The following is a 12,729-nucleotide window of genomic DNA, read 5'->3' on the forward strand; positions in this document are numbered from 1 at the left end:
AGTGCGCCGGTGTCACACGGCGGGGGCGCCCGGCGTCTGGTGGGTGACCACAGTCGAGAGCGGGACAGGAGACGATATGGCCGCGACGCCGCAGACCACGCCCGGGGATCGTGACGCGGGCGCCGGCCGGACGAATCCGGCCACCGACGCCTTCGTGACCCACCGCAATCTGCTGTTCACCGTCGCCTACGAGATGCTCGGCTCGGCCGCCGACGCCGAGGACGTCCTCCAGGAGACCTGGCTGCGGTGGGTGGGTGTAGACCTGGACACCGTCCGGGACCACCGCGCCTACCTGGTCCGGATCACCACCCGCCAAGCGCTCACCCGGCTGCGGACGCTGGGCCGCCGCCGGGAGTCCTACGTGGGCCCCTGGCTGCCCGAGCCGCTGCTGACCACGCCGGATGTGGCCGAGGACGTCGAACTGGCCGACAGCGTCTCGATGGCGATGCTGCTCGTCATGGAAACGCTCGCGCCGACCGAGCGGGCCGTATTCGTCCTGCGGGAAGTGTTCGAGCTGTCCTACGACGAGATCGCCGAGGCCGTCGACAAGACTCCGGCGGCGGTGCGCCAGATCGCGCACCGGGCGCGGGCGCATGTCGCCGCGCGCCGGCCCGCACGATCGTGTCCCAAGCCGAGACCCGCACCGCGCTGACCGCGTTCCAGCGCGCCGTCGACACCGGCGACCTGCAGGATCTGCTCGACCTGCTCGCACCGGATGTCGTCCTGCTGGGCGACGGCGGCGGCGTCGTGCGCGCACTGCAGAAACCCGTCGTCGGCGCCGGACGGGTGGGCCGGGCGCTGGCCACCGGCCTCCGCAAGGTGGCCGGGGCAGGGCTGGAGCCGGTGCAGATCAACGGCTACCCGGCCCTGATCCTGCGGATCGGGGACGAGGTCGACACCGTCCTGGCGGTGCGGATCGACGAGGGCCTGATCACCGGCCTCTACGCGGTGCGCAACCCCGAGAAGCTGTCGCATATCCGGCGCGAGACCGCCCTGCGCCGCTGAGACCGCGGAATTCGGCGATCGGCGCAGTCACCTCGGAATGTCGGCACGACCGATCGACAGCCGTGCCACCGGAGTCGCGCACCCACCCGCTGACAGAAACCGGGGTATCCGGGTCCGGAGAAGACGGTCCCGCCCCGTGGCGACCGATGAGTTCCGCTCATCCGCAACGTCATTCCTTTCGAACCATCTCGCGGCGAGAAGGAGTCCCGATGCCGGATACCGACCACGAAGGCGCCGCCCCACGGCGGCTGGCCCAGCACCCGACAGTGCGGCGGATGGCCGAACGTGAACGCGCGACACCCGCCCCGGTCCTGGCCGCCGACCGGCTCCGGGAGATCTGCCGCGCGGCGGGCGCCGACGATGTGGGATTCGTCGCCGTCGACGATCCACGCGTGGCCGACGAGATCGAGCACGCCCGGCAGATCCTGCCCTCGGCCCGGACCTTCCTCGCTTTCTGCGTTCGGATGAACCGGGACAATCTGCGCAGTCCGCAGCGCAGTCTCGCCAATACCGAGTTCAACCACGCCGACGACGAGACCAATGTCGTAGCCCGCAGGATCACCCGGGAGCTGCAGGACGCCGGATATCGCGCCGTCTATCCCGCGCCGGGCTATCCGATGGAGGTGGACCAGTTCCCCGGCCGTATCTGGGTGATCGCGCACAAGGTGGTGGCCGAGGCCGCCGGGCTCGGCGTCATGGGGATCCATCGCAATGTGATCCATCCGAAGTTCGGGAATTTCATCCTGCTCGGCACCGTGGTCACCGACGCGGTAGTCGACGAACCCAGCGCGCCACTGGATTTCAATCCGTGCCTGGAATGCAAGCTGTGCGTCTCCGCCTGCCCGGTCGGCGCGATCACCCAGGACGGCGGATTCGACTTCCAGGCGTGCTACACGCACAACTACCGCGAATTCATGGGCGGCTTCACCGATTGGGCGGAAACGGTGGCCGACAGCGCCGACCGCGACGAATACCGGCGGCGCGTCACCACCGGCGAATCGTTCTCGATGTGGCAGAGCCTGTCGTTCAAACCGAACTACAAGGCGGGCTACTGCATGGCCGTCTGCCCGGCGGGTGAGGATGTGATCGGCGCGTTCCTCGACGACCGCAAGAGCCACCTCGACGAGGTCGTCCGCCCGCTGCAGCGCAAAACCGAACCCGTCTACGTCCTGCCCGGTTCCGCGGCCGAGGAGCATGTCGCGCGACGCTTCCCGAACAAGACCCCGAAGCAGGTCACCAATGGTTTCCCGGACGAGGTGAACGCACTGCTCGATCAGATCGGTCCCCGCCCGCGCGGCGGCGCCCCCGATACCGGGCAAACCTGATCCGCTGGGCCGGTGACCCGCCCCCGCTCGGATCACATTGTCCGTAGGAGAGCTAGGCGTGTCGTCGGACGCGGGACGGTTTCACTCCGGCGGGACCGTCCGCGCGCCGCGGACGACCCGGCACGCGCCCGGGTGGTCGTCGATATCCCGTCTGGGCGCACCGCACGAGACAGCACATCGGCGGCCAGTGATGGGCCGGGCTCCGCTCGGATACCGCCCCGGCGACCGGGCGGCAGACGGACCGAGGCGGCCGACCCGCACCGGTCCGGCCCGTCCGGCCCGGCATAGGGTGTCCGCATGCCCGACGCGCGTACCAGCTACCTCACCGACGGGGCCGAGATCTATCGGCAGTCGTTCTCGATCATCCGATCCGAGGCCGAGCTCGCTCGGTTCCCGGCCGATGTCGAGCAGGTGGTGGTCCGCATGATCCACGGCTGCGGGCAGGTCGATCTGGCCGGTGATGTGCTGTTCACCCCCGGGGTTGTGGCCGCGGCCCGGGCCGCGCTGCGCGGCGGCGCGCCGATTCTGTGCGACGCGAACATGGTGGCCTCGGGCGTCACCCGGCTACGACTGCCCGCGGACAACGAGGTGCTGTGCCTCCTGCGCGATCCGCGGGTTCCGGAGTTGGCCGCCGAACTCGGCACCACGCGGTCGGCGGCGGCACTGGAACTGTGGCGGGAGCGGCTCGGCGGGGCGGTGGTGGCGATCGGCAACGCGCCGACGGCACTGTTCCACCTGTTGGACATGATCGCGGCGGGCGCGCCGAAGCCGGCCGCGGTGCTCGGGATCCCGGTGGGCTTCGTCGGGGCGGCCGAATCGAAGGCGGCGCTGGCCGCGAGTACGGGGATCGACTATCTGACGGTGCGGGGGCGGCGCGGCGGGAGTGCTATCACGGCGTCCGCGCTGAATGCGATTGCGAGCGAAGCGGAATGACAGTGCGTGCGGGCAAGTTGTTCGGGGTCGGACTGGGACCGGGTGATCCGGAACTGGTGACCGTGAAGGCGGCGCGGATCATCGCCGAAGCCGATGTGATCGCATTCCACAGTGCGCGGCACGGACGCAGCATCTCGCGCGGTATCGCCGAACCGTACATGCGGCCGGGGCAGCTCGAGGAGCATCTGATCTACCCGGTCACCACCGAGACCACCGATCACCCGGGCGGGTATCAGGGGGCGATCGACGAGTTCTACGCCGCGGCCGCCGAACGACTGGCCGGCCATCTGGCGGCGGGCCGCTCGGTGGCGCTGCTGGCGGCGGGCGACCCGCTGTTCTACAGCTCCTATATGCACATGCACCGGCGGCTGGCCGACCGGTTCGACGCGGAGATCGTCCCCGGGATCACCTCGGTGAGCGCCGCGTCGGCGGCGCTGGGCACCCCCTTGGTCGAGGGCGAGCAGGTACTGACGGTACTGCCCGCGACCCTGCCCGCCGCGGAGCTGACCCGGCGGCTCGCCGACAGCGACGCGGCGGCGATCATGAAACTGGGCCGCACCTTTCCGGCCGTGCGCAAGGCTCTCGCCGATTCGGGCCGCCTGGACCGCGCCTACTACGTGGAGCGGGCCAGCACCGGGCGCGAACGCGTGCTGACAGCGGGCGAAGTAGACGATGCCCATGTTCCCTATTTCGCGATCACTGTCGTCCCGGGCCCCGAGCCGACCACGCCCGTTCCGGCCCGTCGCACCGCGCAGACGGACGACCGGCCCCACCGGACGGCCGCCGCGGTGCGCGGCGAGCCGGAGCCCGCCGGCGCGGGCGGCGAAGTGGTGGTGGTCGGACTCGGCCCCGGTGATACGAGGTGGACCACCCCGGAGGTCACCGCGGCGCTGGCCGCCGCCACCGATCTGGTCGGCTATACGACCTATATCGACCGGGTACCGGTCCGCGCCGGACAGCACCGGCACGCCAGCGACAACCGGGTCGAATCCGAACGTGCCGCCATGGCACTGGACCTCGCGCGCCGCGGCGCCCGGGTCGCCGTCGTGTCCTCCGGCGATCCCGGCGTGTTCGCGATGGCGGCGGCAGTTCTGGAGGAGTCGGCGAATCCACAGTGGGCAGGTGTGCCGGTACGAGTACTGCCCGGTGTGACGGCGGCCAACGCGGTGGCGAGCCGGGTCGGCGCCCCGCTCGGGCACGACTACGCCACGATCTCCCTCTCCGACCGGCTCAAACCGTGGGAGGTGGTGGCGCGGCGGCTGGCTGCCGTAGCGGCCGCCGATATGGCGATCGCCGTCTACAACCCCGCGTCGAGCCGGCGCACCTGGCAGGTGGGCGCGATGAAGGACATCCTGCTCGAACACCGCGCACCGGACACCCCGGTGGTGCTGGGCCGGGATGTGGGCGGCCCAGCCGAAACCGTCCGAGTGGTGTCGCTCGGAGCATTGGACCCCGCCGAGGTCGATATGCGGACCCTGCTGATCATCGGGGCCTCCACCACGGCGGTCGTCGACGCCGCCGAGCCACCCCGCGTCTACACAACGCGCCGCTACGAGACCTGAGTGCGCGCCATCCGATAGCATTCCACTATGGAATAGCCTCGGTGGAAGGACACCTGGTGAACGGCAAACAGCAGCGGCCGCTGAACTCCACGGCCGCCTCTCTGCTGGGATTTCTGCACGAAGGACCGATGTCGGGCTGGGACCTGGTGACGCTCGCCCAGGACCGGATCGGCGATTTCTGGACCGTCACACAGAGCCAGGTCTACCGGGAACTGGCCGCCATGAACGCGGCAGGCCTGGTCGTCAAGGGGGAAACCGGCGCGCGGGAACGTACCCCGTATCGAATCACCGAGTCGGGTCGTAGCGAGTTCGCCGAATGGATCGCCCGGGACCCCGGCCCGGAGACCATCCGGTTCCCACTCTTGCTCACACTGCACTTCGGCGGCCACCTGGAAGCCGCGCATCTGGCCTCGATCATCGATAACGCCCGCAAGATCCACCAGGAGCGGCTGGATCGCTACCGCGCGGAGGAGGCCATCGCGGGGATGTCCGCGCATGCCCGCGCCACCCTCGAATTCGGTATCGGTTACGAACGCGCGGTTCTCGACTGGTTCGACCGGCTGCCCGAGTTGCTCGGCTCGTGAACTCCGACCGCGGAGCCGCTCGAGCGAGTTCCGCCTGCCCACACCGCACTGCGTGCCGGACGCCGAGTCGGCGTGCTCGATCGAGACAGAACCCGTTGCCCTCGATATCGTGCAAGACGAGGCACGACTCGTTGTGACCGTCAGCAGTCGTACGCGTACCGCGCCGCAGGCGATCAGTGGTGCACATTCGGTTCGAGTGCGTCGGGGCGCTTTTCACCTAATCAGGGCAGCTCGCCCGCAAACTCGGATATCGCTGTCCGTGCAGCGTCGACCGTGGGGACCACGGTGAGGCCGGGCGGTACGGGCGGCCGGTCCACGACCACCGCCGGTATCCCCGCCGCGCGCGCGGCCGTGAGTTTCGCGGCGGTGGCCGCGCCGCCACTGTCCTTGGTGACCAGGACGTCGATCCGGTGCCGGGCCAGCAGTTCGGACTCCGCGGCGACGGTGAACGGCCCGCGCGCGAGCAGGATCTCGTGTCGCGGCGGCAATTCGGCTTCGGGCGGGTCGATGGCCCGGATCAGATACCAGGGCCGGGTGTAACCGGCGAAGGCGCCGACTCCCTGGCGTCCGATGGTGAGCAGGATCCGGTCACCCAGCTCGGCGGAAGCGCTTGCGGCAGCGCCGATATCGGGTACGCGGTGCCAGTGGTCCCCGGCGGCGGCGATCCAGCCGGGGCGGCTCAACCGGATCATGGGGAGCCCGAGCCGCCCGGTGGCTTCCGCCGCATGCGCCGTCATGGTGGCGGCGAACGGATGGGTGGCGTCGACCACCAGATCTATCCGGTTGTCCCCCAGCCATTGTCGTAATCCGCCGACGCCACCGAATCCACCGATCCGCACCGCGCCGCCGGGCCGCACCGGGTCGGATATGCGACCGGCGAGCGAGGACACGATCTCGTATCCTCGCTCGCCGGCGAGTGCGCGGGCGAGTTCCCGGGCTTCCCCGGTCCCGCCCAGCAGCAGAATTCTCAGGGCTGGCCGCTGAAGTAGGCGATGGCCGAATCCAGCAGCGGCGGACCGCCGGCCACCGCGAGCCCGATACCGGCGCCGATGATGGCACCCGGGATGAGACCCACACCCAGGAACAAGAACCCGATACCCGCGCCGATGGCCGCACCCACGGCCGCACCCAGCGACGCCGCCTGCAGTTCGCTCATGAACCACTGCTGGGCGCCGATGAACTGCGCCTGCGCCGGTGCGCCCGCGACCGGGGTGGCCCGCGGGGTGAGAGTCAGCCGACTGTTGCCCTCGTCGAGGGTGGCGGCGACCTGGACGACCTGGCCGCCGGTGGACTGGGCCAGCGGAATGCTGGTGAGGCGATCGCCGGCGGCATTGGTCAACACCACTGCGTTGTTCGCGGTGTCCAGGCTGAACGCACCGCCGGTCACCGTGGTGACCAGCGACTTACCGGCCTCGGCCAGCGCCAGGGTGTAGTCGACACCCCGATCGTGACCGGTGACCTCCGGTACGGCGTTCTCCTGCTGCGCGACGGCGGGCGCCGCGGGCGCGGGAGCGGCATAACCGGTGCCGGCGGCGATACCGGTAGCCGCGGCCGCCATGATCGCGGTCGCGGCGAACTTCTTGTATCTCACAATCGATCTCCCCGTTGCGCGCGAGCCCGTTGACCCACGCTCGGAACCCTCGTGACCTTACTCCCGATGCCCGATTCGTCCATTCGGGTTGTCACATTCGCGCAGCGTCGGGGCCCTTCACGACCGACCACTGCGTCACCGGCAGTTGCGGACGCCAGGTGGTGTACCGGCCCAGCGGTTCGCCGCGGTAGATCTGGAATCGGCGCAGGCCGCCGCCGTGCGCCGCACACCAGGCGAGCAACGATGCTTCCGATTCCGCGGTGACCGCGTTGGCCACCAGCCGGCCCCCGACCGGCAACCGGGACCAGCAGTGGCCGAACAGACCCGGTGTCGTGAGTCCGCCGCCGAGGAAGATCGCGTCGGGGGCGGGCAGGTGCGCGTCCGCGGTGAGTTCGGCGATCGCCTCGCCGCGTACCTCGATATCGGGGACGCCGAGTGTGGCGGCGTTGGCCGATATCTGGCTCCTGCGACGCGCCAGCATCTCGAAGGCGACCGCCCGGCACGCGGGATGAGTCCGGGACCACTCGATGGCGACGCTCCCCGACCCACCGCCGATATCCCACAGCGTCTCACCGGGGCTCGGCGCGAGCGCCGCCAGGGTCAGCGCCCGGACCTCGGCTTTGGTCAGCTGCCCATCCCCACCGTAGGCGGTGTCGGGCAGCCCGGGCAGCCGGGTGAGGCGGATCCGCCCCGGCTCCCCGGCCGCGATGACGGCGACGATATTGAGAGGGTCGCCCGGAGGTTCACGCCACTGCGCGGCGGTCCCCGATACCACCCGCTCGGCCGGACCCCCCAATTGTTCCAGCACGGTCAGCGACGATGCAGCGAACCCGTTGCCGCGCAACAACTCCGCGAGCCGCCCCGGTGTTCCGGCATCAGCGCTCAGCACGAGTATCCGGCGGCCTTCGGCCAATTCGGGCAACAGGCGATCGAGCGGTCGACCGACCGCGCTCACGATGCTCACCTCGGTGAGCGGCCAGCCCAGCCGGGCGCAGGCCAGCGACGCCGAAGACGGCTGCGGGAACACCCGCAGCGAGCCGGCGCCGAGCACCCGGGCGAGCGTGACGCCGACCCCGTAGAACATGGGGTCGCCGCTGGCGAGTACCCCGAGGCGGGTCCCCTGGTGCCCGGCCAGCAGACCGGGCAACGCGGGCAGCAGCGGCGACGGCCACGATTCCCGGCGCGCGGCCACCTCGTCCGGCAGCAATGCCAGCTGACGTGCCGACCCGAGCAGCACCGCACACTCCCGCAACACCGATCGCGACCGGTCGGGCAGTCCCGCCCAGCCGTCGGCGCCGATACCCACCACCGGAATCGGCGGCCCCGCCCAGGCGAGCGCGGGATCGGCACTCACCGCGGCAGCCGCCGCCAGACGGCCTGGGGCAGCAGGCGCATCCCGAAGAACACCGGGCGCAGGATCCCCGGGATCCACACCCGCGCCGAACGACGACCGAGCGCGGTGACCACCGCGGCGGCGACCTGGTCCGGGGTACTGGAGAACGGGGCCGGGCTCATCCCCTCGGTCATCCGGCCGGTGACGAATCCCGGCCGGGCCAGCAGCAGCTGCACTCCGCTGCCGTGCAGGGCGTCGGCCAGACCCGAGGCGAAACCGTCCAGCCCGGCTTTGGCGGAGCCGTAGACGTAGTTGGCGCGCCGCACCCGGATCCCGGCCACCGAACTGAAGACGACCAGCTGGCCGCTGCCGTGCGCGCGCATCTCGTTGGCCAGGACAGTGAGCACGCTGATCTGGGCGGTGTAATCGGTGTGCACCACCGCCAGCGCGTGCGCGGGATCGGCCTCGGCCCGAGGCTGCTCCCCCAGCACCCCGAAGGCCAGCACCGCGACCCCGATGGGCCCGTAGTCGGCGGCGACCTTGCCGAGCAGCGCGGGATGGCTCGCCGTATCGTCGGCGTCGAATTCCACCGGGTGCACCGCGGTCGCGCCCGCGGCGGTGAGCGCCGCGACCTCGGAGTCCAGATCCTCACAGCGCCGCGCGGCCAGCACCACCGCCCGGCCGGGAGCCAGGCGCAGGGCCACCTGCAACCCGATCTCGCTGCGCCCACCCAGCACCAGCACCGCTCCGGGGTCGATCCCTCGTGTTCGACGCACAACCATGCGCTCAGTCTGTCATCCGCGCGGAACGGCGACCCGAACCGGGAGACATTGGCCGGGGTCCGGGGCGCCCGCTACGGTCGGGTCATGACGCTGCGCACTGTCGAATTGTCCCCGGCCGCGGTCGAGTTCCTCACCGAACGCCACCTGGCCACCCTCACGACCCTGCGGGCCGACGGCACCCCGCACGTGGTGCCGGTGGGGTTCACCTGGGACGCCGACGCCGGTCTGGCCCGGGTGATCACCAACGGCACCTCGGTGAAGGCGCGCAATGTGCGGCGCTCGGGTTATGCCGCGGTCGGGCAGGTGGACGGTGCGCGGTGGCTGACCCTGGAGGGCCGGGCGGTCGTCCTCGACGATCCGGACTCGGTCCGCGAAGCCGAGCACCGCTACGCGCAGCGGTACCGGGTGCCGCGGGAGAACCCGACCCGGGTGGTACTGGCCATCGAGGTGGAGCGTGTCCTGTGCGGGGTGCGGCTGCGCTCCGCCTGAGCGTCTAGCTCCCGGCCGGGAGCACGGTGAGTCCGTGCGGACGTTCGTTCATCGCCACGCAGCCGTCCTCGGTGACGACGACGATATCCTCGATCCGGGCACCCCACTCGCCCGGGAAGTAGATTCCGGGTTCGATGCTGAACGCCATCCCGGGCCGTAGTTCCAGGTCGTTGCCCGCGACGATATAGGGCTCCTCGTGCACCGACAGGCCGATTCCGTGGCCGGTCCGGTGGACGAACGCGGGACCGAAACCCGCGGCTTCGAGCGGTTCGCGGGCGGCCGCGTCCACCGCTTCGGCGCGGATCCCGGGGCGTACCGCGGCGACGGCGGCGGCCTGGGCGTGTTCCAGTTCGGCAACGCGCGCGGCGATCTCGGGATCGGGCTCGCCCAGGACGTAGGTCCGCGTGGAATCGGAGTAGTAACCCGGCTCCACCGGGCCGCCGATATCGATCACCACCACGTCCCCCGCCTCGATCCGGCGGTCGGAGACATCGTGGTGCGGATTGGCGCCGTTGGGTCCGCTGCCGACGATGACGAAGGCGGCCTCGGTATGCCCCTCCGCCACGATCGCGTCCGTGATGTCCTTGCCGACCTCGGCCTCGGTGCGCCCGACCCGCAGGAATTCCGCCATCCGGGCATGGACCCGGTCGATGGCCGCACCCGCCCGGTGCAGCGCCTCGATCTCGGCGGCGTCCTTGATCATGCGCAGTTCACGCAGCACGGGGGTCGCCGAGACGGGCAGCCCGCTGAAGCTGCGCGCCAACGGCAGCAGATGCAGGGCGGGCATGGCATCGGCCACGGCGACCCGGGATCCGATGTGCAGCGCCGACTGGACCAATTGGTAGGGATCGACCCCGTCCACCCAGTCCAGCACCCGCAGCCCGAGTTCGTCCACCGCGGAATCCTGCAAACCGGACACCTCGAGTTTCGGGATCACCACCGACGGGGTGGCCTTGTCGGAGGTGATCACCAGGCAGGTCAGCCGTTCGAACGATTGGGCGGCGGATCCGATCAGGTACCTCAGGTCCGGGCCGGGGGTGATGAGCAGGGCGTCCAGGTGTGCCTCGCGGATCAGTTGAACCGCCCGCTCCAATCGCTGCCCGTAGACATCCGCCGCGAACCGTGACTCCGTGTGCGCGCTCATGATCTCGAAGGTACCCGGCGGACAGGGGCGGCACATCCGATCCGTCGGTAGCGCCTTGTAGATTCACCGGGTGACTACGACCGAATCCACGCCGCGTCCGCTGCTGCTGCTGGACGGCGCGAGTCTGTGGTTCCGAGCCTTCTACGCCATCCCGGACAAGATCACCGCGCCCGACGGCCGGTCGGTGAACGCCCTGCGGGGTTTCATCGATATGGTCGCCTCCCTCGTCACCCGGCACCGGCCCGCCCGGCTCGTGGTGTGCCTGGACCTGGACTGGCGACCGCAGTTCCGGGTGGACCTGGTGCCGACCTACAAGGCCCATCGCCTCGACACCTCCGCCGACGCCGCGCCCGGCGCCGAGGAGGTACCGGACCGGCTCACCCCGCAGGTCGAGATGATCCTCGAGGTGCTGGCCGCCGCCGGTATCGCCACGGGCGGCGCCGCCGGTCTGGAAGCCGACGATGTGCTGGGTACCCTGGCCTCGACCGAGCGCACCGCCCCGGTGATCGTGGTCAGCGGCGACCGGGACCTGTTGCAACTGGTCCGCGATACACCCGAGCCCCCCGTGCGGGTGCTGTACGCGGGTCGCGGACTGGCCAGAGCGGAACTGTTCGGACCCGCCGAGCTTTCGGCGAAATACGGTGTGCCGCAGGAGAACGCGGGTCCGGCATACGCGGATATGGCGACCCTGCGCGGAGATTCCTCCGACGGTCTGCCGGGTGCGGCCGGGATCGGCGAGAAAACCGCCGCCACCCTGATCAGCCGGTTCGGCTCGCTCGAGGCATTGCGGGCCGCCGTCGACGACCCCGGCGCGGACCTCGCGCAGGGCGTGCGCGCCAAACTGCGCGCGGCGGCCGAATATCTGGACGCCTCGGCGCCGGTGGTGCGGGTGGTACGCGACGCAGACGTGATCCTGTCCCGGCCCGATATCCTGCACCACATACCGGCCGACGCCGATGCCCTCCAGGATCTGGCCCGCGCCTACAACGCGGAGAGTCCGGTAACCCGCTTGGTCACCGCGCTGGCGAACTGCTCCTGAGCCCGAGGACAACGCGCCGGTGCACCCGATCGACGCGCCGACGTCCGCCCGCACACAGCAGAAACCCGCCGGAGGGCAGCTTCCGGCGGGTCCGTGCTGTCACCGATTCAGCTGGGGCGGCCGACCTCATACGTGCCGTCGTCCTTCGTGATCTTGACATTGACCTTCTTGGCCTCGCCGCCGACCTTCAGGTCACAGGTGAACGTCGCATCCACGGCGACCTCCTGGCCCGCGGGGCACTGGACGTCTTTGACATCCTCGATCCCGTAGGACTCCCCCAGGACCTTCGCCACCCCGGTCTGCACCGCGGCCTGATCGAGCTCGTCCTTCGCGGTGAGGGTCAGGATCAGCACGACCGCGCCCGCGATCAGCACCACCGCGAGCAGCGACAGCCCGACGATCAGGCCGGTCTTCTTGCCACCGCCGGAAGGCTGCTGCTGACCTGCCCACTGCTGCTGGCCCGGCTGGCCCCACTGCCCCGACTGTGCCTGCGGCTGCTGACCCCACTGCTGCTGGCCGGGGTCGCTCCACTGCGGCTGCTGCTGATTCGGATCGCCCCACTGCTGCGGCGGCTGCTGGGGCTGCTGCTGGCCCCACTGCTGCTGGCCCTCCCACTGCTGCGGCTGGGGCTGCTGCGGTTGCGGTTGCGGCTGGCTCCACTGCTGCGGCTGGGGCGGGGCAGGCTGCCACTGCTGGTTGCCCGGATCGCTGCCCCACTGCTGGGTCGGCTGCGCCTGCTGCGGATCGGGCGGATTCACCGGGGGCTGCGCGGGCGGCTGGTTCCCCCACTGCGGCGCCGCGCCGGGCGGCTGCTGCCCACCCCAGACCTGGGTGGGATCGTTACGTCCCTCCCCGGTACCCGGGGCGTCGTTCGGTCCGTACGGCCCGCTCATCTGGTTGCCTCCACTCGCATCGTCAAACACACGGTAGCCCCCCGCGTGC

12 protein-coding genes and 1 pseudogene are annotated in these 12,729 nt (G+C 70.7%); 7 read left to right on the forward strand and 6 right to left on the reverse strand.

Annotated elements, in window-relative coordinates; genetic code table 11:
- Positions 1-76 precede the first annotated feature (76 nt).
- The 5 genes and pseudogenes from OG804_RS11600 to OG804_RS11620 all read left to right on the forward strand — a co-directional run bounded on the left by OG804_RS11600 (position 77) and on the right by OG804_RS11620 (position 5,409).
- Positions 77-1,005 (forward strand): annotated as a pseudogene (locus tag OG804_RS11600) (RNA polymerase sigma-70 factor).
- A gap of 209 nt (positions 1,006-1,214) precedes the next feature.
- Positions 1,215-2,330, forward strand: a complete 1,116-nt coding sequence (locus tag OG804_RS11605; RefSeq protein WP_328396744.1) for an epoxyqueuosine reductase — start codon at positions 1,215-1,217, stop codon at positions 2,328-2,330.
- Between the two features lie 297 nt (positions 2,331-2,627).
- The gene (locus OG804_RS11610) at positions 2,628-3,263 is read left to right on the forward strand and encodes a precorrin-8X methylmutase (protein WP_328396746.1); all 636 of its coding nucleotides are present in this window, start codon (positions 2,628-2,630) and stop codon (positions 3,261-3,263) included.
- Positions 3,260-4,825: a precorrin-2 C(20)-methyltransferase gene (locus OG804_RS11615; RefSeq protein ID WP_328396748.1), complete on the forward strand. Its 1,566-nt coding sequence runs from the start codon at positions 3,260-3,262 to the stop codon at positions 4,823-4,825. The genes OG804_RS11610 and OG804_RS11615 overlap by 4 nt, the downstream gene beginning before the upstream one ends.
- A gap of 41 nt (positions 4,826-4,866) precedes the next feature.
- Entirely contained in the window at positions 4,867-5,409 is a 543-nt protein-coding gene (locus tag OG804_RS11620; protein ID WP_328396750.1) for a PadR family transcriptional regulator, read from the forward strand.
- A 221-nt stretch (positions 5,410-5,630) separates the two neighbouring features.
- Here OG804_RS11620 and OG804_RS11625 read toward each other — a convergent pair whose 3' ends face one another.
- The 4 genes from OG804_RS11625 to OG804_RS11640 all read right to left on the reverse strand — a co-directional run bounded on the left by OG804_RS11625 (position 5,631) and on the right by OG804_RS11640 (position 9,115).
- On the reverse strand, positions 5,631-6,380 hold the full coding sequence (locus OG804_RS11625) for a cobalt-precorrin-6A reductase (RefSeq protein ID WP_328398331.1): 750 nt from the start codon (positions 6,378-6,380) through the stop codon (positions 5,631-5,633).
- Positions 6,377-7,000: a hypothetical protein gene (locus tag OG804_RS11630; RefSeq protein ID WP_328396752.1), complete on the reverse strand. Its 624-nt coding sequence runs from the start codon at positions 6,998-7,000 to the stop codon at positions 6,377-6,379. The genes OG804_RS11625 and OG804_RS11630 overlap by 4 nt, the downstream gene beginning before the upstream one ends.
- A gap of 91 nt (positions 7,001-7,091) precedes the next feature.
- Entirely contained in the window at positions 7,092-8,354 is a 1,263-nt protein-coding gene (gene cbiE, locus OG804_RS11635; protein ID WP_328396754.1) for a precorrin-6y C5,15-methyltransferase (decarboxylating) subunit CbiE, read from the reverse strand.
- The gene (locus OG804_RS11640) at positions 8,351-9,115 is read right to left on the reverse strand and encodes an SDR family NAD(P)-dependent oxidoreductase (protein WP_328396756.1); all 765 of its coding nucleotides are present in this window, start codon (positions 9,113-9,115) and stop codon (positions 8,351-8,353) included. The genes cbiE and OG804_RS11640 overlap by 4 nt, the downstream gene beginning before the upstream one ends.
- A gap of 84 nt (positions 9,116-9,199) precedes the next feature.
- Here OG804_RS11640 and OG804_RS11645 point away from each other — a divergent pair, with 84 nt between their 5' ends.
- A complete protein-coding gene (locus tag OG804_RS11645) occupies positions 9,200-9,604 on the forward strand; it encodes a PPOX class F420-dependent oxidoreductase (protein ID WP_328396758.1) in 405 nt (134 codons plus the stop codon).
- A gap of 4 nt (positions 9,605-9,608) precedes the next feature.
- Here the strand turns inward: OG804_RS11645 and OG804_RS11650 are convergent, their stop codons facing one another.
- Complete coding sequence (locus OG804_RS11650; RefSeq protein ID WP_328396760.1) at positions 9,609-10,748, reverse strand: M24 family metallopeptidase; 1,140 nt, start codon at positions 10,746-10,748, stop codon at positions 9,609-9,611.
- A 70-nt stretch (positions 10,749-10,818) separates the two neighbouring features.
- On the opposite strand from OG804_RS11650, the gene OG804_RS11655 reads away from it, so the two are divergent.
- Positions 10,819-11,787 carry a 5'-3' exonuclease gene (locus OG804_RS11655; RefSeq protein WP_328396762.1) on the forward strand — a complete coding sequence of 323 codons (969 nt, stop codon included), beginning with the start codon at positions 10,819-10,821 and terminating at the stop codon, positions 11,785-11,787.
- Between the two features lie 107 nt (positions 11,788-11,894).
- Here the strand turns inward: OG804_RS11655 and OG804_RS11660 are convergent, their stop codons facing one another.
- Positions 11,895-12,680 (reverse strand): DUF4333 domain-containing protein, encoded by a 786-nt coding sequence (locus OG804_RS11660; RefSeq protein WP_328396764.1) that lies wholly within the window; start codon positions 12,678-12,680, stop codon positions 11,895-11,897.
- Positions 12,681-12,729 lie beyond the last annotated feature (49 nt).

The sequence above is a fragment of the Nocardia sp. NBC_00416 genome (assembly GCF_036032445.1).
Lineage (GTDB): Bacteria > Actinomycetota > Actinomycetes > Mycobacteriales > Mycobacteriaceae > Nocardia.

What these genes read in the sequence shown, in the direction of transcription:
- OG804_RS11605 (WP_328396744.1), top strand. Translation starts at nt 1,215, where the DNA reads ATGCCGGATACCGACCACGAAGGCGCCGCCCCACGGCGGCTGGCCCAG.
- OG804_RS11610 (WP_328396746.1), top strand. Translation starts at nt 2,628, where the DNA reads ATGCCCGACGCGCGTACCAGCTACCTCACCGACGGGGCCGAGATCTAT.
- OG804_RS11645 (WP_328396758.1), top strand. Translation starts at nt 9,200, where the DNA reads ATGACGCTGCGCACTGTCGAATTGTCCCCGGCCGCGGTCGAGTTCCTC.
- OG804_RS11640 (WP_328396756.1), bottom strand. Translation starts at nt 9,115, where the DNA reads ATGGTTGTGCGTCGAACACGAGGGATCGACCCCGGAGCGGTGCTGGTG.
- OG804_RS11660 (WP_328396764.1), bottom strand. Translation starts at nt 12,680, where the DNA reads ATGAGCGGGCCGTACGGACCGAACGACGCCCCGGGTACCGGGGAGGGA.
- OG804_RS11650 (WP_328396760.1), bottom strand. Translation starts at nt 10,748, where the DNA reads ATGAGCGCGCACACGGAGTCACGGTTCGCGGCGGATGTCTACGGGCAG.
- OG804_RS11615 (WP_328396748.1), top strand. Translation starts at nt 3,260, where the DNA reads ATGACAGTGCGTGCGGGCAAGTTGTTCGGGGTCGGACTGGGACCGGGT.